The organism is Bounagaea algeriensis (genome assembly GCF_054491375.1).
In genome coordinates, this window is record NZ_CM137102.1 from 2,747,688 (window position 1) to 2,772,066 (window position 24,379).

A 24,379-nucleotide genomic window follows, 5' to 3' on the forward strand; every position below is an offset into this window, starting at 1 on the left:
GCGCGTCCGCCGGGGGCGGTTCACGACAGCACGAAACGGGTTTGGCCCGTGGGGCAGTCGAGCGATTCCAACCACGGTGCGGTTTCGAACGCCTTGCCCAGGTGCCGGAACTTGCCGAGGTAGAACACGAGCGGATCGCCCCCGGCGAAGGCGAAGGACTCCACTCCCCCGAGGTGGATCACGTGGTCCCCGCCGTCGTAGGACCGCCACAGCCGGCACGAGATGTGCGCGAGCGAACCGCCCAGGTACGGGGCCGCCCCTTCCGGGCGGATCCATTCGATCGGCTGCTCCGCGGGTTTGCCCGCGAAGTGCGACGCCACCGCGTCCTGTTCCTCGCGCAGCACGTTCACCGCGAACGGCCGGTTCTCCAGGTGGCTGCAGGCTTTGCTGCGGCGGTCCAGCGACACCAATACCAGTGGTGGGTCCAGCGACACCGCGCTGAACGCGTTGACGGTCGCACCGTGCGGGTTCCCGTCGATGTCGCAGCTGACAACGGTGACGTCGCTGGCGAAGTGGCCGAGGTAGGTCCTGGGTTGGCGCGGGTCCAGGTGCATGACGTCTCCAGTGGCGATCGGGGGGTCGCAGGACCCGGCCGCGGTGGGCGGGTCCCTTTCCCGGTCCGTGGGTGTCCGGAAGACTGGCCCACCGCGCCGCGCGGTGAAAGACGTCACCACGGCCATGTCCGCTGAGTGCGAAAGCACGGCGTCTCAGTGCGAAGCGGTGCGGAACTGCTGCCGCGCCCGGCGCGGTGTCATGTCGAAGCGGTTGCGGAAGGCGCGGCTGAAGTAGGTGTGCGAGGAGAACCCCACCCGCGGGGCGAGCTCGCCCAGGGCGAGGTCCTCGGCCTCGGAAGTGGTGAGCAGCTGCCACGCCCGGTCGAGGCGGCGGTCACGGATGTGGTCGCGCACCGTCAGATCCGCTTCGGGGATCTTGCCCGCGGTGCTTTCTGGATGTCCGGTGCCCGAGGACGCGGAGGCAGCTGGCGGGCGGTGGGTGCGGCTCGGCACCGAGGGCGACGTGTCCGACGTGGATGGCGACTGAACGCGGTGGCTCGATAGCATCGCTGTCGACGTCACGGTCCCGCCCGCACTCCTACGTCGCCGCGCCGGCCACGCACGCAGCGCAGCTGCGCACCTGCCTCGACACCCCTTGGACGTGCCGCGCCTGACCACCAGCGCTCGCACGCCGGCCGTAGTCGAATGGAAGGGACAGCCCCATGAGCACGGTTTTCGAGCACGTCACCCTCGGCCAACGCGTCCGGTTCGGCTCCGACCGCGCGGCGGACAACCTCGCCGCGGAAGTCGCTCGACTCGGCACCGAACGCGTCATGGTGATCGCCGCACCGTCCGCGGCCGCGCTCGTCGAAGCCGTCACCGCGCACATCGACGTGGTCGTGCACCACGACGACGTGGCTCCGCACGTTCCCCTCGACAAGGCGGAGAAGGCTCGAGCGGTCGCGGCCGAGCACGGCATCGACCTGCTGGTGAGCTTCGGCGGGGGTTCGACCACCGGCCTGGCCAAGGCCGTGGCGATGAGCACCGGCCTGCCGATCGTCGCCGTTCCCACCACCTACGCCGGTTCCGAAGCCACCAACGTGTGGGGGTTGACCGAGACCTCCCGCAAGACCACCGGTGTGGACGACGCGGTCCTACCCACCACGGTGATCTACGACGCGCAGCTGACGCTGTCGCTGCCGGTGGACCTGTCGATCGCCTCGGGGCTCAACGGCATGGCCCACTGCATCGACGCGATGTGGTCCCCGCGCGCCGACCCGATCAACCGGGCCCTGGCAGCCGAGGGCATCCGCGCCCTCGCCGGCGGCCTGCCCGCGATCAAGCACGACCCCCGCGACCTCCCCGGCAGGGAACGGGCCCTGTACGGGGCGTACCTGTCCGCGGTGGCGTTCACCTCAGCCGGATCCGGCCTGCACCACAAGATCTGCCACGTCCTCGGCGGGGCCTACGACCTGCCGCACGCCCAGACCCACGCCATCGTGCTGCCCCACGTGCTCGCGTTCAACGCACCCTCCGCACCGGAAGCGGAAGCACGCATCGCCGCAGCGTTCGGCGCTGACTCCGCGGTGGCCGGGCTGCAGACCCTGCGGTGCGCGCTGGACGCTCCCCGGGCGTTGCGCGAGCACGGCATGGTCGAGGAGAACGTTGCCCAAGCCGCCGACCTGGCCCTGCCGGCCGTGCCGGAATCCAATCCCCGACCGGTCACCCGTGCCGACCTGGAAAACCTGCTGCGCGCCGCCCGCGCCGGCACCGCCTCCGCCCAGTGAGAGGAACAACAGCATGACCAACGCCTCCGAGAACGCACCGACCTCCGCCGAGCAGACCGCCGTCGAGGACCGGCTCGTCGACACCGTCCTCGCCTCCTTCGGCAACACCGCTGATCCGCGCCTGAAGCATGTGCTGGAGTCGCTGACCCGGCACCTGCACTCCTTCGTCCGCGACGTGCGGCTGACCGAGCAGGAGTGGAACGCCGCGATCGAGTTCCTCACCGCGGTCGGCCACATCACCGACGACAAGCGTCAGGAGTTCGTGCTGCTCTCCGACGTGCTCGGCGCCTCGATGCAGACCATCGCCGTGAACAACGAGGCCTACGCCGAGGCCACCGAAGCCACCGTGTTCGGCCCGTTCTTCACCGACGACGCCCCCGAGATCGAACTCGGCGACGACATCGCCGGCACCGCCCCCGGCCAACCGTGCTGGGTCGAGGGCACCGTCACCGACACCGACGGCAACCCGGTCCCCGGCGCGCGCATCGAGGTGTGGGAGTGCGACGAGGACGGCCTCTACGACGTCCAGCACACCGACGGGCGCGTCGCCGGACGAGCCCGCCTGCGCTCCGACGCCAACGGCGAATACCGCTTCTGGGGACTCACCCCCGTGCCCTACCCCATCCCGCACGACGGCCCGGTCGGCAAGCTGCTCGAAGCCGCGGGCCGCTCCCCGATGCGTGCCGCACACCTGCACTTCATGGTCACCGCAGACGACCTGCGCACGCTGGTCACGCACATCTTCGTCGAAGACGACCCGCAGCTCGCCATCGGCGACAGCGTCTTCGGCGTCAAGGACTCGCTGATCAAGCGATTCGAACAGCCGGGGCCCGGAACGCCCACTCCCGACGGCCGCGACCTCGGCGACCGGAGCTGGAGCAGGGTCCGCTTCGACATCGTGCTGGCTCCCGCCGAAACCTGACGCCGGAGGTGGCGTTCGCACGAGCCGAGAACGGATCGCCTCCGCCCGCAACTCCCTGCTCGTGCCCGGACGTCGTGATCTCGAAGTCCGGCATCGGCATCAGGTCCACCGCCGCTGCGACGTCCTGTTCGCTCCGCTCAGAGAGAACCGAGTGCCAACCACAACCAGCTTGGCCAACCCCATAGCCCCGGACGAGTGAGGGGATGTACCGCCGCGCCCTGCGTCTGCCGTGCGCGGCGGCGACACTGCGGCACGGTGGGTTCTACGGCGCCCACCCGGCGGGCAGCCCGCGCGGGAAGCACAGCGCGGCAGCGCCGCCGTTCCCGCTCACCCGACGAAGGCGGTACCGATGCGGCGTTCCGAGGCCACGGAAGCCATTCTCGAAGCCAAGCGCACCAAGGAGCTCTCCTTCAGCGGCATCGCTGAACAGCTCGGCACGGACCGGGTGTGGACGACCGCCGCCCTGCTGGGGCAGCACCCCTTCGACGAGAGCACCGCACGACGCCTGCAGGCCCTGCTGGAGCTGCCCGAGGACGTCTTCGCCGTGCTCCGCGAGATCCCGACTCGCGGCAGCTTCGACGAGCTGCCTCCGACCGACCCGACCCTGTACCGGTTGTACGAGGCCCTGCAGGTGTACGGGCCGGCCTTGAAGGAGCTCATCCACGAGGACTTCGGCGACGGCATCATGAGCGCCATCACCTTCCGAGCGAACGTGCAACGCGTCGACGCCGACGAAGGGCCTCGCGTGCAGATCACCTTCGACGGGAAGTTCCTGCCCTACAAGTGGTGAGCGGCAGAACGCGTCGAACGGAACCGAGATCCCCGGCACGGTTCGCGTCAGCTCGGTCACGGTTGCATAAACTCACCGCGAGCTGCTGGTGGTGCCTTTACGAACCACGGACTCCCGTGGTTCTATCCTCCTCGATGTCCACGTCGATCCTCGTCACGGGCGAGGCGAAGGCGCCGTCCAGCAACCCGATCACCACCGGTTCGGCATGTTCCACGTCGCTTTCGCGGTTGACGCGGACAGCCACCGGATCCTGGATGCGGAATGCTCCGCGACGTTGGCGCTGACGGACGCGTTCGTCAAGAGCTCGTGCGCGAGAGAGCGCATCACGGACGAAGGCCGCCTGGCGGAGCGGATCACCACCTGGTATCACCCCATCGGAACGAGACCCGGTCGGGAACATGCCACGCGCGCACCTGGCGTGCCGTGCTTGTTTCCGACTTTTCGCGTTCCGCAAAACCGGCCCGGTCGCAGGAAGGACGGGGACGACGACCAGATGATCACTGATGGCTTCCTGTACCTGGGCGTGCTGCTGGCGCTGTCCGGCGTCATCGTGTTCGCAACCCATCGGACCAACGTCCGGCTGTTCACCTACGTGCCCGGGTTCGTGCTGCTGTACCTCGCCGCTGCGGGGCTGAACACGGCAGGCGTGTTCGGCGAATCCGAGTCGATCGAATCGACCGGCGGTGCGGTGCAGGATGCGCTGCTGCCCGCGATGATCCTGCTCTTCCTGTTCAAGTGCGATCTCCGCAAGATCATCAAGCTGGGCCCGAAGCTGCTGCTGACCTACGCAGTGTCCGCACTGAGCATCGTGTTCGGCTTCGTGGTCAGCTACTTGGTTTTCCAAGCGGCATTGGCGTCCGAGGCGTGGAAGGCGCTGGCCGCGCTGAGCGGCTCGTGGACCGGTGGCTCGGCGAACATGGTGGCGGTGCAGGGCGTTCTGCAGGCCCCGGAGAACGTGTTCGGCTACGCGCTGATCGTGGACACTGTGCTGTACTCGGTGTGGCTGTTGTTGATGTTCGGGTCGGTGAGCTTGTCGTCCCGGTTCAACAGGTGGGTCGGGGCGAACACCGCGCAGCTGGACGCGCAGACCGGTCTGGACGAGCACCAGCGCCCGATCGATCTGGTCTCGCTGATGACCTTGATCGGCTTCGGCCTGTTCATCTCCGCCACCGCGGGCTGGGTCGGCGACCAGCTACCGGAAATCGGCGTGGTCATCACCAGCACGACGTGGACGATCCTCATCGTCAGCGTGCTCGGCTTGATCATCGCCACGACGCGGCTGGGGAAGACGGCGGGGTCGTCGGAGGTCGCGATGGTCATGCTCTACGTCCTCATCGGCATCATCGCCTCGGGGTCGGACTTCGCCTCGCTGGCGCAGGCACCTCTGTACCTCGTCGTGGGGATCGTGGTACTGCTCGTGCACCTGGTGATCATGGTCAGCTATGCCAAGCTGACCCGCACCGAGCTGTTCAGCCTGGCGGTGGCCAGCACGGCCAACATCGGCGGTGTGGCCTCGGCGCCCGTCGTGGCCAGCGCGTTCAACCGCCAGCTCGTGCCGGTCGGTGTGCTCTACGCCCTGATCGGGTCGTTCGCCGGCACGTTCCTCGGGTTGACCGTGGCGCAGATCCTCTCGGGAGTGTGACATGCCTGGTACACCGCGCAGCGGCCTCGCGATCACCGATGTGCGCACCCGGGACTACACCCGCAGCTTGACTCATCCGTTCGTGACTTCCCGGCGCAGCGTCGAGGAGATCGCCGGGCTCCTCGTCGAAGTCGAACTGGACGACGGGACCGTCGGGCGCGGTTCAGCAGCCCAGACGCTCGCCGTCACCGGCGAGTCGGTCGAGTCGATGCGGGCAGTGCTGCACGGACCGATCACCGAGGTCCTGACGGCCGAGCCCGCGGATCGCGGAGTGCGCGGCCACGCCGATGCCATCGCCACCGCGTGCGCCGGAAACACCAGCGCGAAGGCGGCAGCGGACGTCGCGCTGCACGACGCCTGGGCGCGCCGGCTCGGCGTACCGCTGGTCGAAGCGCTGGGCGGGGACGCGAGCGCGGTGTTGCGCACCGACATGACCGTCAGCCTGGCCAGTCCGGATGCCATGGCGCGTGCGGCGACGAACGCGTTCGACGACGGCTTCACGGTGCTCAAGATCAAGCTGGGTCATGACTGGCGCGCCGATCTCGACCGATTGCAGGCGGTGCGAGATGCCGTCCCGGAAGCGGAGTTCCGCCTGGACGCCAACCAGGGGTGGGACGCGAAGTCGGCGGTGCGCATCATCCGCGCGATCCAGGACGCGCAGATCCCCTTGCAACTGGTCGAGCAGCCGGTGCCCAAGCACGACCTGGGGGCGCTGGCCGCGGTGACGGCGGCTGTGGACGTCCCGATCATGGCGGATGAAGCGCTGAACTCGCCGCGGGACGCCTTCGAGATCGCCCGCGCGGGCGCCGCCGACGTGCTGAACGTCAAACTCGCCAAGTGCGGCGGGATCGGCCACGCCCTGGCGATCGCGGACGTGGCCCGCGCCGCAGGACTGCGGTGCATGATCGGAGCGATGATGGAGCCCCGGATCTCCATCACGGCTGCGGTGCACGTGGCCGCGGCGCACCCGGCGATCACGCTGGTGGACCTCGACTCCGCCGAATGGATCGACGAGCGCGAACTGGCCGGGGGCTACGCGCTGCACGGCGACCAGCTGCACCTGTCGCACGCCCCCGGCCTCGGGTTCGGATCAGAATCAACGGAAGGAATCGAACGATGAAGGGGTTGCGCATCGTGACCGCGGCGCTCGGCGCGTCCCTGTTGTGCACGACGGGGACCACGGCCGCGGCATCGCCCGCATCCGACGACCTGCAAGCAGGCGACCGCGCGTTCGTCGACGTCACCGCTGCGACGCTCTGGGTAGAGCCGAACACGGCACGCGAGGTGGACGCGCCGTCGCTGACCAACCCGGTCGATCTGGACCAGTGGAACGCGAACATGCCCGACGCCGAGACGCGCCGGTGGCTGACCGGCAAGCTGGAAAGCCAGGCCGTTCTCGGGTCCGAAGTGGAGATCACGGAAATCTCCGGCGACTGGGCGCACGTGGTCGTGCTGGACCAGCCGACACCCCGGGACGAGCGGGGCTATCCCGGCTGGGTTCCGATCGACCAGCTGGCGGAGAGCGACGAGTTCGCCCGGCAGGCCGAGCACTTGCCGTGGGCGCAGGTGACGGCGAACCGGACCTGGCTGACCGACGAACCCACCGGCGAGCAGCGGCGCCAGGAGATCAGCTTCAACACCCGGCTTCCGGTGCTGGACACCACACCGCGGGCGCTGCGCGTCGCCCTGCCCGACAACTCGGCGGCATGGCTGGACCGCGACGACGCGGACGTCTACGCCCCCGGTGACGAGCCGGCCCGGCCGACCGGCCAGGACCTGGTGCGCACGGGCGAGCAATTCCTGGGGCTGCGCTACCTCTGGGCGGGCGTGTCCGCTTTCGGGTTCGACTGCTCCGGGTTCACCTACTCAGTCTACCGCGCGCACGGCATCACGATTCCGCGGGACGCCTCGGACCAGTCCACGGTCGGCACGGATGTCGCCGTGTCCGATCTGCAGGCGGGCGACCTCCTGTTCTTCGCCCAGCCGGGTGGCGAAGGCTCGGTGCACCACGTGGGCATGTACGTCGGCGACGGCAAGATGATCCACTCGCCGAACGCGTCCTCGAGCGTGTCCATCGTGGATTGGGACCGGTGGGACGAGAACGACGAGTTCGCAGGAGCCAAGCGGATCCTGTGAGCGAGTCGGACCGGCCGGGACGGCCGCATCGATGCGCTCGGTGCGGTCTTCCCGATCCACATCCGTCCTATGCGGACTGATCGGCCGGATCCGGCTCCTCGGCCGCTTTGGCCAGATCCACGACCGTGCGAGCTGCCTGCCCGATGACAGCGGCCGCCGGGCCCGATCCGGTGCCATCCCCGGCATCCGGCAGGTCGCTGCCCATGGCCGCGAAGGCGATCTCGCGCCCATCGAAGCGCAGAACACCGACGTCGTGCCGGATCCCGGCCAGCTCACCGGTCTTGTGCAGGCACAACGTGTCCGGATCGAGGCGGCTCGGCATCCGGTCGTTGATCTGCTGTCCGGCGAGGGCGCGCATCGCGACGCTTCGCAGGTCACTGCGCAGGAGATCGGTCGTGCACAGCTGGTCGAGCAGGGTTGCCATCTCCCCCGCGGACGCCACGTTGTCCCGCCCCGCGTCGCGCGCGTCGTGATCGAGCATGTGCCTGCGCAAACGGGTGCGTGCCAGCCCGAGCTCGCGAAACCTGCCCAACAGCGCGTCCAGACCGATCCGGTCGATGAGCACGTTGGTCGCGGTGTTGTCGCTGATCGTGATCATCAGCTCGAGCATCTCCGCCAAGGACAGCGCGGAAACCGACGGCAGCATCCGCAGCACGCCGCTGCCGGGGGTGCGCTGCTCGGGCACTGGAAGCGGTTCGGAGAGCTCGCAAGCACCGCGCGCGACGTCCTCGAGCACCGCGATCAGCAGGGGCACCTTGATGGTACTGGCGGCCGGGTGCACGAGATCGGGTTGGACGGCCGCCACCGCCCCGCCCTCGGCGACGGCGAACGACCAGCTGCCACCAGCATCCCGCGCCAGGCGGTCCAGTCGCGCGGCGAGTTCCTCGCGAGGTCCGGCAGGCCATCGGGTTCGACTGCTCATGCCGGCGAAACTACCGGCTCGCCGATTTCCACCGGAACGCCCGGCGGAGGTCCGACAGCGGGCCTTCGCGCCCTGCCGAAGGCCCGTCCGGCACGCGAGGATCCCGGCCCTCCGCCCTGACCCCGTCGGCACCGTCGTGTTGATGCTCAATCGGAAGCGTCTTCGCCGGGCAGTACGTCCAGGCCTGTGACCGGCTCGCAGTCGTGGTTCACTGTTCGACGGAGTGCTTGTGCGCCCACCGGAAACACCGACAGCGAGGAGTCCCAGATGAGCGTCCCCAGCAGTCACGCCGATCTGCTCGACAAGCCGGGGTTCGTGCACGTGGCCACGCTCGGCCCCAGCGGCGAACCGCAGTCCACCCCGGTCTGGTACGACACCGACGGCGAGTTCGTCAAGATCAGCCAAACCACAGGACGCCAGAAATACCGCAACCTGCAACGCGATCCTCGCGTAGCGCTGTCGGTCACCGATCCCGACGATCCGTACCGCTACCTCGAAATCCGCGGCCGGGTGGAGCGTTTCGAGGACGATGCGGACAACGCCTTCATCAACAGCCTGGCCCGGAAGTACCTCGGACAGGACGAGTACCCCTACCACCAGCCCGGCGATGAGCGCGTGACCCTCTACATCTCGATCCAGCACACCACCCGGATGTAGCCCCTGCGAGCGGGCGACCGCGGACGGACCTTGTCAGCTCGACGTTCGCTCCCGATGGCTCCGCTCGACGGTATCGCGCTCGAAGCCGCGGTAGCCGCCTGCGGCCACGTCGTCGCAAATGCGAGCGTAGGCGGCCATGCCACCGGCGTAGGGCATGAACACCTGCGGTTTGCCCGGGACGTTCGAGCCGAGGTACCAGGACGTTTTCGCCGTGGGCATGAGCGTTGCGTCGGCGACCTCGTTGGCGTGGGCGCCCCAGGACCGTTCGGCATCGGCGGTGGCTTCGATGCGGTCGAGGCCGTGCACGCGCAGGTGGAGCAGGCAGTCGGTGATCCAGTCGACGTGTTGCTCGATCGCTGTGGGCATGTTGGTCAGCACCGACGGGCTCCCCGGCCCGGTGATTGTGAACATGTTCGGGAACTCGGCGACTTGCAACCCGAGGTAGGTGTGCGGCCCGTCCGCCCACTTCTCCCGCAGCGTCTTGCCGTTGCGGCCGCGAACGTCGATCCGCAGCAGCGCCCCGGTCATCGCGTCGAAGCCGGTCGCGAACACGAGCGCGTCCAGCGGGTATTCGGCATCGCTGGTGCGGATGCCGGCGGGGGTGACCTCCTCGATCGGCGTGGCTCGCACGTCCACCAGGTCGACGTTGTCCCGGTTGTAGGTCTCGAAGTAGTGCGTGTCGATCGGCGGGCGCTTCGTCGCGAACGGATGGTCCGTCGGCACCAGGGTCTCGGCGGTCTCCGGATCATCGACCGTCTCCCGGATCCTGGCGCGGATGAAATCCGATGCGGTGTCGTTGGCGGCTTTGTCGGTGAGCAGGTCCTTGAACGAAGCGCGGAACTTCAAACCGCCGGCATCCCAGAACTCCTGGTAGATCTTCGCGCGCTCGTCGGACGGCACGTCCAGGGCGGATTGCTCGTTGATGCGGAACGGGTGACCGTTGCTCGTGGAGCGCTGCAGCTCCCGGATCTCGTCGTAGTGCTCCTTGACGTACTCCTGGAACTCGTCGGTCATCGGACCGTTGCGAGCTGGGATGCTGTAGTTCGGCGTTCGCTGGAACACCGTCAGGTGCCGGGCTTCTCCGGCGATGACCGGGATGGTCTGGATGCCCGTCGAACCGGTGCCGACGACGCCGACGTGCTTGCCGGTGAAGTCCACACCGTCGTGCGGCCACTGCCCGGTGTGATACCAGTTCCCCTCGAAGGAGTCGAGACCGTCGATCGCGGGGACGTTGGCCGTCGACAAGCAGCCGACCCCGGTGATGAAGAACCGCGCGGAAATCTGCTGGTCGTCCGCTGTGCGGATGTACCAGCGGTTGGATCCTTCCGCGAACTCGGCTTCGGTGACCCGGCTGCGCAGCTGGATGTCGCGGCGGAGGTCGAAGCGGTCGGCCACGTGGTTGAGGTAGGCAAGAATCTCGGATTGCTCGGGATAGCGCTCGGTCCAGCTCCACTCCTGCTGCAGCTCCCGGGAGAACGAGTAGGAGTAGTAGTAGCTCTCGGAGTCGCAGCGCGCACCCGGGTAGCGGTTCCAGTACCACGTGCCACCGACACCGTCGGCGGCCTCCAGCACGAGGGCGGAAAACCCCGCCCCGCGCAGGCGGTGCAGTATGTACAGCCCGGAGAACCCGGCACCCACGACGACGGCGTCGAAATCGCACGCACCGCGGTCGTCGACGTCGCGCTCCTGACGCGGCAGAACGGTCATGGCCACCTCCGTCCCTCGTGGCTGCCATGCTGCCAACGGAGGAGCTGGCCGGACAACACTCGGGTTGACCCGCGTCTGCCCGCGGCGTAGCACGGTCCCATGCCCTTGGATCCACAGCTCGCGAGCGTTCTGGAAAGCCTCAACACCCACGGCTGGTTGCCGCTCACCGGCGGCGAGGCGGTCGATGCCCGAGCGCACTACCGGGAGCTCTCGCTGGCCAGGCGCGGCCCCGACTACACTCCCGAACCCGTCGCCGACGTCGCCGAGGACGTGGTCACCGGTCCCGCTGGGCCCGTTCCCGTGCGGCTCTACCGACCCGAGCAGGCGCGGGCCGCGGTGACCTACCTGCACGGCGGCGGTTGGGTCCTCGGTGACCTGGACACCCACGACCCGGTGTGCCGCTGGATCGCGAACCGCCTCAACGCGGTCGTCGTGGCCGTCGACTATCGCCTGGCACCCGAACACCCCTTCCCCGCCCCGCTCGAGGACGCCGTGGCGGCTGTGAACTGGACAGCGGCGCAGCACCCCGGTCTGCCGCTGGGCGTGGCCGGGGACAGCGCCGGCGCAAGCCTCACCGCCGGAGCGGTCCTGCGCGCCGCGGACTCCGGCGCGCCGGCGATCGCCGGGCAGCTGCTAGTGTACCCGGCCACCGACATGACCATGTCGCAACCATCGGTCACCGCCAACGCCGAAGGCTACTTCCTCACCGCCGCGGACCTGCGCTGGTTCATCGACAACTACCTGCCGAGCCCGGACCTGCGCGCGCACCCGTGGGCCGACCTGCTGCGGGCGCCCGACCTCGCGGGCCTGCCCCCGAGCGTGGTGGCGACCGCGGAGTTCGACCCGCTGCGCGACGAAGGACTCGCCTACGCCGATCGCCTGAGCGAGGCAGGCGTGCCGGTGCGGACCTTCACCGGCACCGGTCTCACGCACGGCTACCTCAACCTCGCCGAGCTGGTCGACGCCGCAGCCCGCGAGCGCGACGCGGTGCTGCAGTCCTTCCACGACCTGCTCCTCGCACGATAGGAGCGCCCGTCGACCGGCATGGTGCCGAGCGATCCCGCCTCAGCGGCGATCGCCCGGCACGCTGCGCGCCGCTGCGGCTGGGGCGAACCGCCGACCCCGGGCAGCTGCGGCCGAAGCGAAGGCGCCCGAGAGGCAGCGGCCGTACCGTTGATTTCGACGTGTACTACCGATAGGACTCACGATGAGGCCACTCGCGGCCCCGAGCGCCGTTCTGCACCCTGACCGAGGCCCGAGGGCCTCTCCCCGAGGAGCGACCGATGCGCCTGCAGGATTTCGAGCACTACCCGCTGCTGTTCGGCACGAGCCCGATCCACCCGTTGCAGCGGCTCAGCGAACATCTCGGCGGAGCCCGCATCTGGGCGAAACGCGAGGACTGCAACAGCGGCCTGGCCTTCGGCGGCAACAAGACCCGCAAGCTCGAATACCTGATCCCCGATGCGCTGCAGCAGGGCGCTGACACCCTGGTCACCATCGGCGGGGTGCAGTCCAACCACACCCGGCAGGTCGCCGCGGTCGCCGCAAAGCTGGGGCTGAAGGCCGTGCTGGTGCAGGAGAGCTGGGTGGACTGGCCCGACGCGGTCAACGACAAGGTGGGCAACATCCTGCTCTCCCGCATCATGGGTGCCGACGTCCGGTTGGTTCAGGCGGAGTTCGGCATCGGCGTCAAGGACAGCTGGCAGCAGGCCCTCGACGAGGTCCGGTCCCGCGGCGGGGCGCCGTACGCGATCCCGGCCGGGGCTTCCGATCACCCGCTGGGCGGACTGGGGTTCGCCAACTGGGCCGGCGAGGTGCAGCAGCAGGAGCGCGAGACGGGCGTCTTCTTCGACACCGTCGTGGTGTGCAGCGTCACCGGCAGCACCCACGCGGGCATGATCGCCGGATTCGCCGGCCAGGAGCGGCCGCGCCGGATCATCGGCATCGACGCCTCGGCCCGTATCGCCGAAACCCGCGCGCAGGTGGAGAAGATCGCCCGCGGCACCGCCGAGACCATCGGCCTCGGGCGGAGTCTGCGCGACGACGAGATCACCGTCCTCGACGGCTGGGCCGGTGACGCCTACGGCATTCCCGCACCGTCCACCGTGGACGCCATCCGCCTCACCGCCCAGCTCGACGGCGTGATCCTCGACCCCGTCTACGAGGGCAAGTCGATGGCCGGTCTGCTCGACCTCGTCCGGGGCCGCGACATCCCCGCGGACTCCAACGTCCTGTTCGCGCACCTCGGCGGGCAACCCGCCCTCAACGCCTACAGCGGCGCCCTCACCTGAGGCGTCGTGCCGCGCGCGAGCACCCGGGCGCCGAGCTCGACGCCCGGAACAGCACCACCGTGCGCACGAATCCGAGGAGCTCGAGGCAACGCACCGGGGTCGGCGAGCGCATCCACCGCCTGCAGTCCGCGATCGAGGTCGACGCCGACCCGTTGCCGTTCAGCCTGGCCGATTTCATGGCCGCCGAGGCACCTGCCCGGGCACTGCGGTGCGATGGTCCGCGGCGCTCAGCCGATGAGGACGCCGGGGTTGAGCACGCCTGCGGGGTCGAGGGACTGCTTCGCGGCGGTGAGGGCTGCGGCGAACGGATCGGGCCGCTGGCGGTCGTACCACGGGCGGTGGTCGCGGCCGACGGCGTGGTGGTGGGTGATCGTGCCGCCGTGCGCGTCGATCACCTCGGAGACCGCGGCCTTGATCTCGTCCCACTGCGCCACGGTGCTGCCCCACCTGCCAGGCGCGTAGATGCCGTAGTACGGGGCGGGACCGTCCGGGTAGACGTGGGTGAACCGGCAAGTCAACAATCCGGTTCCGGTGATCTCGCGCAGGGCGCGGTTGGCCTGCTCGGTCACGGCGCGGTGCAGCTCGTCGAAGCGATCCCAGGTGCAGGCCGTCTCGAAGGTTTCCACGATCAGTGCGCGGCGGGCGAGCGCGTCCCGGTGATACGGCATGCGCAGGAACGCGGAGCGCCACGTCCGGTCCGCGCCCGAACCGTCCGACTCGGACGGCGTGCCGCCGTGGTCGCGGCACAGCTCGACGGCCCGCTCCAGCGCGGCATCCACCGGATGGTCAGCGGACTCGAAACCGAGCACGAGCACGCCGCCACCGACCGAGCTGCCCGCGTTGAGGAATGCCTCGCCGGGGTCGAGCAACCGGCAGTTCGCCGGGTTCAGCCCGCTCTGCGCGATCATCCGGGTCGCGGTGACGGCCGCGGTGAAGTCGTCAAAGCGCACCGATGCGCCTGCGCGCCAGCGCGGCCGGCGCCGCACCCGCATCCAAGCCTCGGTGATGACACCGAGCGCGCCCTCCGAACCGAGGAAGAGGCGGTCGGGAGAGGGTCCGGCGCCGGATCCGGGCAGCCGCCGCGACTCGCCGATGCCGCTCGGCGACACCACCCGGATCGACTCGACCATGTCGTCGATGTGCGTGAGCAAGGTGGCGTAGTGCCCGCCGGAGCGGGTCGCCAGCCAGCCGCCGAGCATGGAAAACTCGAAGGACTGCGGGAAGTGCCGCAGCGTCAACCCGTGCGGCCGCAGCGCGCCCTCCAGGCTCGGGCCGAGCGCGCCGGCCTGGATGCGGGCGGCGAGGCCGGTGGCGTCGATCTCGGCGACCTGATCGAGGTACCCGATGTCGAGGGTGACCGCGCCCGGGAAGTCCGGGCACCGCGGCTCGATCCCGCCGACCACCGACGAACCGCCGCCGTAGGGGATCACGGCCACACCGGCGCGCGTGCACCAATCGAGCAGGTCGACGACGTCCTGCTCGGTCCGCGGACGGGCGACGAGGTCGGGCACGTGCTGCAGGTCGCCGTGCAGATTGCGCACCACGTCGCGGAACGACTTGCCGTGGGCGTGCGCAGCGCGGTCGCCCGGCTCGCCAGAGCACAGGTGCACCAGCGACTCAGGTGCGCCCACCCGAGGTTCGGGCAGGTCGAGAGCGGAGATCTCCGGCGGCGGATGATCGCGCAGCTCGGCTCCCGGTAGCAGCTCGGCGACCCGGTTGAGCAAGCTGTCCAGCTCGTCGCCTCGCACGGCGACCTCAACCGCTCCCCAACCCCACCAGGAACGCATCACCGCACCACCTCCCTCGGCTCGGCGGAGAAACTACCACGCACCCCCACCGGGGAACGGAAAAGCGTGAAAGATCCACTGCGGAGTCCCAGTGGCGCACCAGTGCCCCAGCTCGGCACCTTCGAGCGGAACCGCTCCCACACCGAACTCACGTCCACACGCGGCCCTGCCCAGATGCGATATCCCTGCTTGAGGTGAGCACACACCGCGCGGTCGCACCTGCCAGGCGTTCGACTGCCCTGCGCAACCCGTGCCCTGCGGACCCGAAGCAACCCGAGCCGCGGTATCTGACGCCGGACAACGGACCATCGCACGAAGCGCCGGCTTCCCGGACACCCCGAGCCGTTGGCCAACCCTGGCCTCGCTCGCCCGAACGTCGTCACGTCGGTGTTTCAGATCGGAACAACCGAGCAGGGCAACGACGTATCACCGTGAACGGCATCGCGGAGCTGTTCCGGCTGCACGGGCGCCATCGGAGCTCGTCCGTCCACGAATGCGAAGGAGCGTCGCCAGCGTACGCGAGGTCAGTTCTCCACACCCGTGGTGGGGATTCGCCGTGGGCTCGGCCGCAAGTCGCCGCAAGCTCACCGCCCATGTCGCTCAGGGTTCGGCGCCGCGGCATCCGTCCGAGGGAGCGAAGCAGGCCGGCGTCAACGTGACGCCGTCAGGCCGAGACGATGTTGTCCCGCACCGGCGCGCCCCTGGTCGACATCACGGCACGCTGCGGCTTCTCCGACCAGAGCCACATGACTCGGGTGTTCCGCAAGTACGTCGGCACCACCCCCGGTCGCTACCGGGTCCGCATGACCGAGCCGGCGGACCGCACGTTCGTGCAACGAGTCAGCTCGGACGTTCACGTGCGAACGTCGGCACGGAGGAACGAAGTCGCCGCGATCCTCGAGGACATCCGTCCCCGTGCGGCGAAGGTCGGTCCGCGCATCGGCGCTCCGCGCGCACGGGCGGCAGTGAGATCGTGCAGGAACGCCTCGGGAGGATCACCCTGCTTCGCGCGGCCGCCCGCACCAACCGGGAAGATTCGCCTACTGGGCTGCGTATCCACCGTCGACGAGGTGGTAAGCGCCGGTGATGAACGAAGCGGCATCGCTGGCGAGGAAGGTGACCAGGCTCGCCACTTCCTCGGGTGTGCCGAGGCGGCCGACAGCGTGCTTCCCGCGCAGGAGTTCCAGTGCCTCCGCATCGAGGCTGGTCTCCAACAACGGAGTCCGGATGAATCCTGGACCAACGGCGTTGACCCGCACACCCTCGCGCGAGTACTCGAGCGCCGCGTTGCGGGTGATGCCGACGACACCATGCTTGGCCGTCACGTAGGAAGCCTGGGTTTCGAACGCGGCACACCCCAGCACCGAAGCCATGTTCACGATCGACCCACCACCGGCTGCGGTCATCGCGGGAATCTCCGCTCGCATGCAGTAGAACAACGCGTTCAAGTCGACATCGACGACCCTGCGCCAGTCGTCAACATCGGTATCGGCTATGGGAGCGGCCTGCCCTCCGATTCCTGCGTTGTTCACCGCGATGCGCAGTGGGCCCAGATCCCCAGCCGCTGCAACCATCGCCTCGACGTCCTGCACTTCGGTGACATCGACGGCGTGCGGTTTCGCAATCCCCCCTGACGAAGCGATTTCCGCCGCTACCGCCTCAGCCCCGTCCGCAGCGATGTCCGCCACCAGCACCGATGCCCCGCTGTCGGCGAGCTCGTGTGCCACGGCCCTGCCGATCCCGGACCCGCCTCCCGTGACGATCGCAGACCGGTCCCCGACGTCGTACCGTGCCATAGCGGCCTCCCCACGCTCCGACGAGCGAACTCAGAACATGATTATGATAACGATGTTTCGGGCCGCAAGCGAGGCTCTCGCCGACACGCACTTCGGCTCCGATCAGGAGCCGGGCCACCGCCACGCGCGGAGAACGGACACCGCTGGACATTCCTTGTCATAATTGTCATGGTCTTCATCGGGCTTCCGGGTCCGGCTCGATACCGTCGAGGCAGAGGAGGACCCACGTGGGGAGATCATCCACTGCGGGTACCGGCACCAGCAGCGGAACGCTCGTGGCCGTCATCTGCTGCTGCGCGGTGATCTTCGATGGTTACGACCTGTCCGCCTTCGCGACCACTATCCCGGCGTTGCTCGAGTACGAGGCGTGGGACCTCGATCCGGTGCAAACGGTTTTGATCGCGAGCTACGCGTTCATGGGAATGCTCGTCGGCACGCTGATCTGCGGACTGGCTACCGACCTGCTCGGCAGGCGCGCCGGATGCTGATGGCGACCATGATCCCCGCCGCGATCGGCATCGGTCTGGTGCTGCTGCTCCCCCGTCGGCACCTGGGCGGCCGACCACTCGGCACCGCTCGTGAGTCTGCCACCGTGCGAGGAGGATCCGCATGAGCACTCCGGAGGACATCGCGATCGCGCAGACGGCTCTGCACCGGTACGCCCGCGCCGTGGACCGCGGCGACGCGGAACTGCTCGCGGAGGTGTTCACCGAGGACGTGGTGCTGGAACGCGCCGACGGCGCGCGCGAGGGGAAGGACGCGGTGCTCACGTTCTACCGGCGGGTTTTCGAGGGACCAACGGTGTGGAGCAAGCACCTGATCACCAACCTCCTCGTGCAACCACGTGCCGGCGGGCTCGCCGCGACGTCCTGTTTCCAGGCCGTCTCCCGTACCACCAACGACGCGATCGCGATCTTCGGTGAGTACGAGGATCTGCTCGTGCCCTTCGACGCGGAGATGCGCCTCGCCCGCAAACGCATCGATGTCCAGCAAACCTTCCGGATGGAGCCGCGCGATGCCTGAGGCCGTCGTCGTCACCGGCGCCGCGCGGGGAATCGGGGCCGCCATCGCGGCACGATGATCGGCGCGCAACAAGCCGCCGCGCGGATGCCGTCCAGCGGCGCCCTCGTGATGATGTCCTCGCTCAACGGAATCGTGGGTTTCCCGCAGCGGACGGCGTACGGTGCGGCGAAAGCCGGTGTGGCCGGCCTGGTCCGCGACCTCGCGGCGGAATGGGCACCGCGGGGGATCCGCGTCAACGGCATCGCCCCCCGGACCGATCACCACGGAACTGTCGACCGAGTTCATGCGTCGCGGTGTGTTCGACGAGAGCGCGTTTCTCAGCAGGATACCGATAAACCGCTTCGGCGAACCCGCCGAGGTCGCCGAGCTGGCCCACTTCCTCGGAACCCCTGCCGCGTCGTTCATCACCGGTGTCGTGACCCCGATCGACGGTGGCTGGAGCGCACAGGGCATCGACCAGTGATGAGCGCAACGGTCGATATGCTCCGGAACCACTCGATCGTCCCAATCGGATCTGATTGACGCCCGAACACGGCTGTCTATAAAGTAAATTCGTCAACGTGGAGACTGCTTTCTCCTGCATGGTGGGCGCGCACCGGTCGACAGCTTCCCCGTACTGACTCGCCTGCGGCGAGGACAGGAGGAACGCCTGTGTGTGACACCGATCATCTCGAACCCAACGACGGGATGTGCCGCCGCGGTTTTCTGGGTCTGGCCGGAGCGGGCACAGCGGGTGCGGTCACCGCCGGCCTGGGCATCGGGGCGGGCATGGCCGATCCGGCGATGGCGGCCACGACCGGCTTGGCCGCCGAGGCGAAGAACCCGAACGCCGACGACTACGAGCCGCCGTCCGGCCTGGCCAAGGACAGCCCCGCCAAAGCGGGCGCGCTGGACTGGATCGACCGCGGTGACCAGGACATCATCGGCCTCAACGACCGCATCTGGGAATACGCCGAACCGTCGCTGGCCGAGTGGAACTCGGCGCTGGCCGAAGCCGATTTCCTGCGCAAGCACGGGTTCACCATCGAGTGGGGCGCCGGCGGGTTGCCGAGCACGTTCGTGGCCACGTTCAGTCACGGCACCGGCAAGCCGGTGATCGGTTTCAGCGGGGAATACGACGCGCTGCCGCAGCTGTCGCAGAAGCCCGACTCCACCCAGCACGACCCGCTGGTCTACGACGACGACCCGTACACCCCCAACTACGGCTACGGCCACGGCTGTGGCCACTCCGCGCTGGGGGCGGCCGCAGCAGGCGGAGCGGTCGCGGTGGCGCAGGCGATGAAGCGACACCGGCTCGACGGCGCGCTGAAGTTCTTCGGCTCCACCGCCGAGGAACAAGTGGTGGGCAAGGCCTACGCGGTGAAGCGAGGTGTCTACAACGGACTCGACGCGTTCGTCGACTGGCACCCCTCGAGCACGAACAGCGCCGGCTGGAGTTCGTCGAACGCGCTGCGCTCGATCGCCTTCAACTTCACCGGCACCAACGGGCACGGCGGCAGTCCGCTGGGCAACAAGAGCGCACTGAACGCCGCCCGGGCCACCGCGCTGCTCAGCGACATGATCCGCGAGCAGCACATGGACGGCACCGCGCGGCTGCACTTCACGATCCCCGACGGCGGAGCGGTGCCGAACGTGAACCCCTCGTTGGCCGGGATCTGGTTCTTCGTGCGCGAGGGCAGCCCCGAACGGGTGCGGATCCTGTCCGAGAAGATCATCGACTGCGCCCGAGGGGCCGCGCTGGCCACTCAAACGCAGATGCATCACCGCACCACGGCCGCGGTGTGGAACGTGCTGCCGCTGCAGCTGGGCGCGGAGCTCATGCACGACAACATGCGACAGGTGGGTCCGCCGGTGTTTTCCGAGGCCGACCAGCGCTACGGCCGCGGACTGCAGGAGAGCGTGGGCGTGGAGCCGACCGGCTTCGACGGCGCGATCAGCGAGCTGAAACCACCGGAGAACGTCTACACCGGCGGCGGTTCCACCGACGTGGCCGACATCAGCTGGAACGTACCCACGATCCGGATGGGCACGGCCGGCATCCCCATCGGCACCAAGAACCACTCCTGGCTGCGCACCGGCGCGACCGGCTCCCACGCCGGGCACGTGGCTATGCTTGCGGCAGCCCGTTACCTGGCCGCGGTCAGCGTGGACCTGCTCACCCAGCCCGAGCTGCTGCGCGGGCTGAAGGAGGAGCACGCCGCGCGCACCAGGAAGACGACGTGGCGCAGCCTGCTCCCCGAGGATTACCAACCTCCGGTGCACCGGCCGCCGGAGTGGTTCTTGAACCGCACGCAGCAGAGCTGGCCACCGGAGGGCGTGACCTGGCCGCCACCGCGGATCGTGGCCCAGGAGAAGTACTCGCCCATCGGTCCGGACCTACCACCGGCGAACATCCCACCCAAGGAATGAGCGGCTGACGCGACCGATGATCTGCTCGCAGCAGGCGAGGCCGCGGCCGGGAGGACGTTCACCACCAGTTGCGGTGTTCACAACACCAACCCCACACCCATGATCAGGACCAGCGAGACCAGTGACGCCAAGGAAGTCACGAACGTCAGCGCCTTCAGCGTTCCCCTGGTGGTGACTCCGAGCAGCGACTGGAACATCCAGAAGAAGTTGCTGTTCAGCTGAAGCGCGAACAGCGCGCCCGAACCTATTGCCAGCGCGAGCACTTCGGCCGGGATGCCGAGGCCGCCCATGATGGGGGCGATGATGCCGGCCGCGGCGATGCCCGCCACGGAGATCGACCCGATGGCGAAGTGCAGGACCGCTGCCACCAGCCATGCGAGCAGGATCGTCACCACGGCCGGCACGCCCGCGTCCGCGGAGAACATGCCGGACAGGACGCCGTCGAGCGCGGTCTCTTCGATGACCGCACCGAGCGAACCGCCGACACCGGTGACCAGCAGGATCTGACCGGTGGAGTTGAAACCCCGCGTCATCGTGTCGAGGACCCGTTGGCCGCCGAGCACTCTGCGCGCCATGACGTAAGCACCGAGGAGACCGACGAACAGCGCGAACACGGGGTCGCCGAGGAACGCGAGCACATCGGAGCTCACTCCAACGGCCTCCGCGATCGCGCCCGCGGCGATCATCAGCAGCGGGATCACGATGGGCAACAACGACACGGACAGCCGCGGGAGCGTGCGCACCGGCCGTTCGGTGACCGCGGTCGGCGCCCCCTCGGAGCCGCCCGGCTCGACGGGCGCAGGCCCGCGCTCGGCGTCCTCGCCGAGGTTCTCGGGACCGGCGCCCTCGATTTCGTCCTTGTGCTTGTTCCAGAACCCGCGCTGGAGCAGACGGCTGTAGAGGAACACGGTCAGCAGCGCGGTCAGCGGGCCGAGCACGAAGCCGTACAAGAGCATCGTGCCCAGCGGGACGTTCAGCAGTCCAGCGATCGCCACCGTTCCCAGACCCGGTACGACGAACACGTAACCCACGAGGATGCCCGTGGTCAGCGCGCCGCCCATCATCGCGAGCCCGTTGCGTCCCAGGTGCGGCGCGGCCGATCGTGCCAGCGGTGCGGCGAGCACGAGCTGAACGTCCACGTAGATGGCGGGAAAGACGGTGCTCAGCGCGACGGCCAGCGCGTACGGCAGCTTGTGCGCGCCGAGCGCCCTCAGCAACTTCTCGACGACCTGCCGCAACGCACCCAACTCGTGCAGCAGGGAGCCCAGCAGCACACCGAATCCGATGAGCAGGCCCACTTCGGCCATGATGTCGCCGAAGCCCTCAGCGATCGTCGTGATGGTCTTCTCGAAGCCCAGCCCAGCTGCCAGCCCCAAGTAGACCGATCCGACGACGAGCGCGATGACCGGATCGACCCGCACCACCAATATCAGCGCGATGACCGCGGCGATCGCGATCGCCGCATGCAACACAACCATTGCGCCAAACCCTCTCGCCACGTCGTCACGGGACCGTCACGACGGGGTGCCGCGCTGCTCCCGCCACGTCCCCGCACGCTTCCCGCGTTGTCAGCCCACGTGATCCAAACACAGAAGCGCAGGATCCGGTAGACGGTGATCTCCGGCAGCGCGAGCACCTCGCCGCACGCGCCGGCATCGACAGCTGATGCTGTTTCGGCACCTCGCCACCAAGCCACATCAGTGCGATGCGCGGAGGACCCCGAGCTCGCGGTACGCAGTACGCAGTACGAACCAATCACGCCCCACGTCAGCGTGAACGGTCTACGCCTTCACCCGCGCGGGCGGCAGCGAGTACCACTACGCCGATCGCGCGCTCGTGCGCAACCACGCGGCCATCCGCCCGCTTGCGGACGTTCCTCCGTTGACACGCCATGTGGTTTAGCTCATGATCTCCGCTATCTGCCATGCGTACGGATTGCCCACTATGCGTACAAGCTTGCGGAGGCGTGCATGTGCACAGGCTGCGCATCAACGGAACCGTCCGGCACGAGCCGACGCCGAATGCTCCTCGGTGCGGGCGGACTTGCCGCCGTAGCGGGTTTGTCGGCCTGCTCCACCGGAGGCGCCGGAACGAGACACGAGAAGTCATCGAACGCACCCGAAGTTGCCCGGACGGCCTCGGATCCGACCTCCCCGCTGGAGCTGGTGTTGCTGGAGACCCAGGCAGGACCACCGATCGAAGCAGCCCGCGCGGGAATCGCCTCGGTGCTCCGCGTGGAGGGAGCTTCCTACCTCGTCGACTGCGGACGCGCGGCCGCGACGCAATACGTGCGTGCGGGGATCCCGCTCAAGTCCTTGGATTCCCTGTTCCTGACGCACCTGCACGCCGACCACCTGATGGACTACTACAACTTCTTCCTCGGCGGTGGGCACATCCCGAACATGCAAGGTGACACGCTGCCAGGTCCGATCGCGGTCTACGGGCCCGGGCCGGCGGGCGGGCTGTCGCCGCGCTTCGGCGGCGGCGAGGCGCCGACGATCAATCCGGACAGCCCCACTCCGGGTACCGCCGAGATGACCGCCAAGCTCCACGAGGCTTACGCATACAGCACCAACGTGTTCTCCCGGGACACGCACATCCGCGATGTTCGCGAGATGGTCGACGTCCGCGAGATCGAACTGCCCGATGTCGGTGCCAGTTTTGCGCAGACCTCGCCGAGGATGCGCCCGTTCACGGTGATGCGCGACGATCGAGTGCACGTTACGGCCACGCTCGTTCCCCACGGCCCCGTGTTCCCGTCCTTCGCGTTCCGCTTCGACACCAGGTACGGATCGGTCACGTTTTCCGGCGACACAGCTGCAAGCGACAACCTCGTCCAACTCGCCCGGGGCACCGATCTGCTCGTGCACGAGGCGATCGGGATCCACGGCGAGAACGTTACTCCTGCGGCGAAGGAGCACATGCTGCAGTCCCACGTCCTCGTCGAGGACGTGGGCTCGGTCGCGCAGCAAGCCGGTGCCGAGAAGCTCGTGCTCTCGCACATCGCCGAGGTTGGTGATTCCTCCCTCGATCTCGACATGTGGCAGAAATGGGCGCAACGCGGCTACGACGGACCGGTCGTCATCGGCGAAGACCTGCAGCGCTTCGCGGTAGCCTGATGCCTGGTGCCAGTCCGCCCGCGACAGCTCAGCGAGAGCGCTGTCGCAGGCGGAAATCGCTCACCAGTTCTGGTTGGTAGCGGCCCGGGGCCATTCCTCCATGGTGGACAACCACGCCTTCTGCCCCGCGCGGCTCGCCCCGGCCCTCCGAAACTTGAGCTCTCGAAAGGCGCCGCCACGCGCTTGGCAGCGGCGCGCAGCTACGGCAGACTAGCGTCGTGCGTAGCGAACTCGGCCCTTCCGACCTCACCGGACGTGCCGGTTACCGGCTGCTGACCTCGGTGGTCGTCCCTCGACCGATCGCCTGGGTGTCCAGCACGTCCGGTGACGACGTGGACAACTTGGCGCCGTACTCGTTCTTCAACGTGAGTTGCACCGAGCCGCCGATCGTGCAGTTCAGCTCCGCCGGCCGCAAGGACACGCTGCGCAACGTCGAGGAGACCCGGGAATTCGTGGTCAACCTCGCCCCCTCCGGGCTGTTCGAGCGGATCAACGCCACCGCGACGGATTTTCCCCGTGGTGTCAGCGAATTCGACGAAGTCGGGGTGGACCGCGAGTGCGCGAAAGCGGTTCGCCCGCCGCGGGTGGCGGAGTCGCCGGCGGCGCTGGAATGCGAGCTGCACAGCACTGTGCGGCTCGGCGAGTCCACCGTGGTCTTCGGCCGCGTGGTGCACGCGGCCGTCGCCGAATCGGCGCTCGTGAACGGACGTCCCGCAGTGGATCACCTGCAGCCGCTCGCTCGGCTCGGGGGTATCGAGTGGTCGGAGGTCGGTGAGCTGCGCGAGATCACCCGCATCAGCCACGCCGACTGGCCGGGCCACTACGTCCGCGGCACATGAACGCTTGCGGTAGCCGAGACGGCTCGCACCGGAACGGATTCTCCTCGCCGGCACCAGC

General features: G+C 68.7%; 22 protein-coding genes and 3 pseudogenes. 18 read left to right on the top strand and 7 right to left on the bottom strand.

Annotation, left to right across the window (positions count from 1 at the left end; translation table 11 throughout):
* Nucleotides 1-20: 20 nt before the first annotated feature.
* Complete coding sequence (locus tag ACVGV2_RS12355; RefSeq protein ID WP_459162521.1) at nucleotides 21-554, bottom strand: flavin reductase family protein; 534 nt, start codon at nucleotides 552-554, stop codon at nucleotides 21-23.
* Nucleotides 555-707: 153 nt separating this feature from the next.
* A complete protein-coding gene (locus ACVGV2_RS12360) occupies nucleotides 708-1,007 on the bottom strand; it encodes a helix-turn-helix domain-containing protein (protein WP_459162522.1) in 300 nt (99 codons plus the stop codon).
* A 209-nt stretch (nucleotides 1,008-1,216) separates the two neighbouring features.
* On the opposite strand from ACVGV2_RS12360, the gene ACVGV2_RS12365 reads away from it, so the two are divergent.
* From ACVGV2_RS12365 to ACVGV2_RS12395, 7 genes and pseudogenes are all read left to right on the top strand, one after another.
* Nucleotides 1,217-2,281 (top strand): maleylacetate reductase, encoded by a 1,065-nt coding sequence (locus ACVGV2_RS12365; protein WP_459162523.1) that lies wholly within the window; start codon nucleotides 1,217-1,219, stop codon nucleotides 2,279-2,281.
* 13 nt (nucleotides 2,282-2,294) lie between these two features.
* On the top strand, nucleotides 2,295-3,203 hold the full coding sequence (locus tag ACVGV2_RS12370) for a dioxygenase family protein (protein ID WP_459162524.1): 909 nt from the start codon (nucleotides 2,295-2,297) through the stop codon (nucleotides 3,201-3,203).
* Between the two features lie 349 nt (nucleotides 3,204-3,552).
* A complete protein-coding gene (gene cynS, locus ACVGV2_RS12375) occupies nucleotides 3,553-3,993 on the top strand; it encodes a cyanase (protein ID WP_459162525.1) in 441 nt (146 codons plus the stop codon).
* A 205-nt stretch (nucleotides 3,994-4,198) separates the two neighbouring features.
* Nucleotides 4,199-4,303, top strand: a pseudogene (locus tag ACVGV2_RS12380) (DUF3870 domain-containing protein); the annotation flags it as partial.
* A gap of 183 nt (nucleotides 4,304-4,486) precedes the next feature.
* Nucleotides 4,487-5,635 carry a DUF819 family protein gene (locus tag ACVGV2_RS12385; protein WP_459165973.1) on the top strand — a complete coding sequence of 383 codons (1,149 nt, stop codon included), beginning with the start codon at nucleotides 4,487-4,489 and terminating at the stop codon, nucleotides 5,633-5,635.
* A gap of 1 nt (nucleotide 5,636) precedes the next feature.
* Nucleotides 5,637-6,755, top strand: coding sequence for a dipeptide epimerase (locus ACVGV2_RS12390; RefSeq protein WP_459162526.1), 1,119 nt, complete (start codon nucleotides 5,637-5,639; stop codon nucleotides 6,753-6,755).
* On the top strand, nucleotides 6,752-7,771 hold the full coding sequence (locus tag ACVGV2_RS12395; protein ID WP_459162527.1) for a C40 family peptidase: 1,020 nt from the start codon (nucleotides 6,752-6,754) through the stop codon (nucleotides 7,769-7,771). The genes ACVGV2_RS12390 and ACVGV2_RS12395 overlap by 4 nt, the downstream gene beginning before the upstream one ends.
* Before the next feature lie 67 nt (nucleotides 7,772-7,838).
* On the opposite strand, the gene ACVGV2_RS12400 is transcribed toward ACVGV2_RS12395, so the two are convergent.
* Entirely contained in the window at nucleotides 7,839-8,693 is an 855-nt protein-coding gene (locus ACVGV2_RS12400) for a serine hydrolase (protein WP_459162528.1), read from the bottom strand.
* Between the two features lie 267 nt (nucleotides 8,694-8,960).
* On the opposite strand from ACVGV2_RS12400, the gene ACVGV2_RS12405 reads away from it, so the two are divergent.
* Nucleotides 8,961-9,350, top strand: coding sequence for a PPOX class F420-dependent oxidoreductase (locus ACVGV2_RS12405; RefSeq protein WP_459162529.1), 390 nt, complete (start codon nucleotides 8,961-8,963; stop codon nucleotides 9,348-9,350).
* 33 nt (nucleotides 9,351-9,383) lie between these two features.
* On the opposite strand, the gene ACVGV2_RS12410 is transcribed toward ACVGV2_RS12405, so the two are convergent.
* The gene (locus ACVGV2_RS12410) at nucleotides 9,384-11,057 is read right to left on the bottom strand and encodes a flavin-containing monooxygenase (RefSeq protein WP_459162530.1); all 1,674 of its coding nucleotides are present in this window, start codon (nucleotides 11,055-11,057) and stop codon (nucleotides 9,384-9,386) included.
* A 99-nt stretch (nucleotides 11,058-11,156) separates the two neighbouring features.
* On the opposite strand from ACVGV2_RS12410, the gene ACVGV2_RS12415 reads away from it, so the two are divergent.
* On the top strand, nucleotides 11,157-12,083 hold the full coding sequence (locus ACVGV2_RS12415) for an alpha/beta hydrolase (RefSeq protein WP_459162531.1): 927 nt from the start codon (nucleotides 11,157-11,159) through the stop codon (nucleotides 12,081-12,083).
* Between the two features lie 257 nt (nucleotides 12,084-12,340).
* On the top strand, nucleotides 12,341-13,348 hold the full coding sequence (locus ACVGV2_RS12420; RefSeq protein WP_459162532.1) for a 1-aminocyclopropane-1-carboxylate deaminase: 1,008 nt from the start codon (nucleotides 12,341-12,343) through the stop codon (nucleotides 13,346-13,348).
* Between the two features lie 227 nt (nucleotides 13,349-13,575).
* Here the strand turns inward: ACVGV2_RS12420 and ACVGV2_RS12425 are convergent, their stop codons facing one another.
* Nucleotides 13,576-15,135 carry an FAD-binding oxidoreductase gene (locus ACVGV2_RS12425; protein WP_459162533.1) on the bottom strand — a complete coding sequence of 520 codons (1,560 nt, stop codon included), beginning with the start codon at nucleotides 15,133-15,135 and terminating at the stop codon, nucleotides 13,576-13,578.
* A gap of 677 nt (nucleotides 15,136-15,812) precedes the next feature.
* Here ACVGV2_RS12425 and ACVGV2_RS12430 point away from each other — a divergent pair.
* Nucleotides 15,813-15,920: pseudogene (locus ACVGV2_RS12430) on the top strand (helix-turn-helix domain-containing protein); the annotation flags it as partial.
* A gap of 255 nt (nucleotides 15,921-16,175) precedes the next feature.
* Here the strand turns inward: ACVGV2_RS12430 and ACVGV2_RS12435 are convergent.
* Nucleotides 16,176-16,931 carry an SDR family NAD(P)-dependent oxidoreductase gene (locus ACVGV2_RS12435; protein ID WP_459162534.1) on the bottom strand — a complete coding sequence of 252 codons (756 nt, stop codon included), beginning with the start codon at nucleotides 16,929-16,931 and terminating at the stop codon, nucleotides 16,176-16,178.
* A 275-nt stretch (nucleotides 16,932-17,206) separates the two neighbouring features.
* Between ACVGV2_RS12435 and ACVGV2_RS12440 the strand changes: the two genes are divergently transcribed.
* The 5 genes and pseudogenes from ACVGV2_RS12440 (at nucleotide 17,207) to ACVGV2_RS12460 (ending at nucleotide 20,363) form a co-directional block, all read left to right on the top strand.
* Nucleotides 17,207-17,419, top strand: coding sequence for a hypothetical protein (locus tag ACVGV2_RS12440; protein WP_459162535.1), 213 nt, complete (start codon nucleotides 17,207-17,209; stop codon nucleotides 17,417-17,419).
* Between the two features lie 121 nt (nucleotides 17,420-17,540).
* Nucleotides 17,541-17,954 carry a nuclear transport factor 2 family protein gene (locus tag ACVGV2_RS12445; protein ID WP_459162536.1) on the top strand — a complete coding sequence of 138 codons (414 nt, stop codon included), beginning with the start codon at nucleotides 17,541-17,543 and terminating at the stop codon, nucleotides 17,952-17,954.
* 54 nt (nucleotides 17,955-18,008) lie between these two features.
* Nucleotides 18,009-18,191, top strand: a pseudogene (locus ACVGV2_RS12450) (SDR family oxidoreductase); the annotation flags it as partial.
* On the top strand, nucleotides 18,130-18,417 hold the full coding sequence (locus tag ACVGV2_RS12455; RefSeq protein ID WP_459165974.1) for an SDR family oxidoreductase: 288 nt from the start codon (nucleotides 18,130-18,132) through the stop codon (nucleotides 18,415-18,417). The pseudogene ACVGV2_RS12450 and the gene ACVGV2_RS12455, both read left to right, overlap by 62 nt.
* Before the next feature lie 188 nt (nucleotides 18,418-18,605).
* Nucleotides 18,606-20,363, top strand: a complete 1,758-nt coding sequence (locus ACVGV2_RS12460) for an amidohydrolase (protein ID WP_459162537.1) — start codon at nucleotides 18,606-18,608, stop codon at nucleotides 20,361-20,363.
* Nucleotides 20,364-20,440: 77 nt separating this feature from the next.
* Here the strand turns inward: ACVGV2_RS12460 and ACVGV2_RS12465 are convergent, their stop codons facing one another.
* Nucleotides 20,441-21,841, bottom strand: a complete 1,401-nt coding sequence (locus ACVGV2_RS12465) for a GntP family permease (RefSeq protein WP_459162538.1) — start codon at nucleotides 21,839-21,841, stop codon at nucleotides 20,441-20,443.
* A 687-nt stretch (nucleotides 21,842-22,528) separates the two neighbouring features.
* On the opposite strand from ACVGV2_RS12465, the gene ACVGV2_RS12470 reads away from it, so the two are divergent.
* Both ACVGV2_RS12470 and ACVGV2_RS12475 read left to right on the top strand, forming a co-directional pair.
* Nucleotides 22,529-23,482 carry an MBL fold metallo-hydrolase gene (locus tag ACVGV2_RS12470; RefSeq protein ID WP_459162539.1) on the top strand — a complete coding sequence of 318 codons (954 nt, stop codon included), beginning with the start codon at nucleotides 22,529-22,531 and terminating at the stop codon, nucleotides 23,480-23,482.
* A 218-nt stretch (nucleotides 23,483-23,700) separates the two neighbouring features.
* Nucleotides 23,701-24,321, top strand: a complete 621-nt coding sequence (locus tag ACVGV2_RS12475; protein ID WP_459162540.1) for a flavin reductase family protein — start codon at nucleotides 23,701-23,703, stop codon at nucleotides 24,319-24,321.
* The last annotated feature ends 58 nt before the right edge of the window (nucleotides 24,322-24,379 follow it).

Bases quoted from the DNA above. Each gene is read 5' to 3' on its own strand.
- ACVGV2_RS12425 (WP_459162533.1), bottom strand. From the start codon at position 15,135: ATGCGTTCCTGGTGGGGTTGGGGAGCGGTTGAGGTCGCCGTGCGAGGC.
- ACVGV2_RS12385 (WP_459165973.1), top strand. From the start codon at position 4,487: ATGATCACTGATGGCTTCCTGTACCTGGGCGTGCTGCTGGCGCTGTCC.
- ACVGV2_RS12355 (WP_459162521.1), bottom strand. From the start codon at position 554: ATGCACCTGGACCCGCGCCAACCCAGGACCTACCTCGGCCACTTCGCC.
- ACVGV2_RS12365 (WP_459162523.1), top strand. From the start codon at position 1,217: ATGAGCACGGTTTTCGAGCACGTCACCCTCGGCCAACGCGTCCGGTTC.
- ACVGV2_RS12415 (WP_459162531.1), top strand. From the start codon at position 11,157: ATGCCCTTGGATCCACAGCTCGCGAGCGTTCTGGAAAGCCTCAACACC.
- ACVGV2_RS12370 (WP_459162524.1), top strand. From the start codon at position 2,295: ATGACCAACGCCTCCGAGAACGCACCGACCTCCGCCGAGCAGACCGCC.
- ACVGV2_RS12420 (WP_459162532.1), top strand. From the start codon at position 12,341: ATGCGCCTGCAGGATTTCGAGCACTACCCGCTGCTGTTCGGCACGAGC.
- ACVGV2_RS12465 (WP_459162538.1), bottom strand. From the start codon at position 21,841: ATGGTTGTGTTGCATGCGGCGATCGCGATCGCCGCGGTCATCGCGCTG.
- ACVGV2_RS12435 (WP_459162534.1), bottom strand. From the start codon at position 16,931: ATGGCACGGTACGACGTCGGGGACCGGTCTGCGATCGTCACGGGAGGC.
- ACVGV2_RS12445 (WP_459162536.1), top strand. From the start codon at position 17,541: ATGAGCACTCCGGAGGACATCGCGATCGCGCAGACGGCTCTGCACCGG.
- ACVGV2_RS12400 (WP_459162528.1), bottom strand. From the start codon at position 8,693: ATGAGCAGTCGAACCCGATGGCCTGCCGGACCTCGCGAGGAACTCGCC.
- ACVGV2_RS12390 (WP_459162526.1), top strand. From the start codon at position 5,637: ATGCCTGGTACACCGCGCAGCGGCCTCGCGATCACCGATGTGCGCACC.
- ACVGV2_RS12410 (WP_459162530.1), bottom strand. From the start codon at position 11,057: ATGACCGTTCTGCCGCGTCAGGAGCGCGACGTCGACGACCGCGGTGCG.
- ACVGV2_RS12395 (WP_459162527.1), top strand. From the start codon at position 6,752: ATGAAGGGGTTGCGCATCGTGACCGCGGCGCTCGGCGCGTCCCTGTTG.
- ACVGV2_RS12405 (WP_459162529.1), top strand. From the start codon at position 8,961: ATGAGCGTCCCCAGCAGTCACGCCGATCTGCTCGACAAGCCGGGGTTC.
- cynS (WP_459162525.1), top strand. From the start codon at position 3,553: ATGCGGCGTTCCGAGGCCACGGAAGCCATTCTCGAAGCCAAGCGCACC.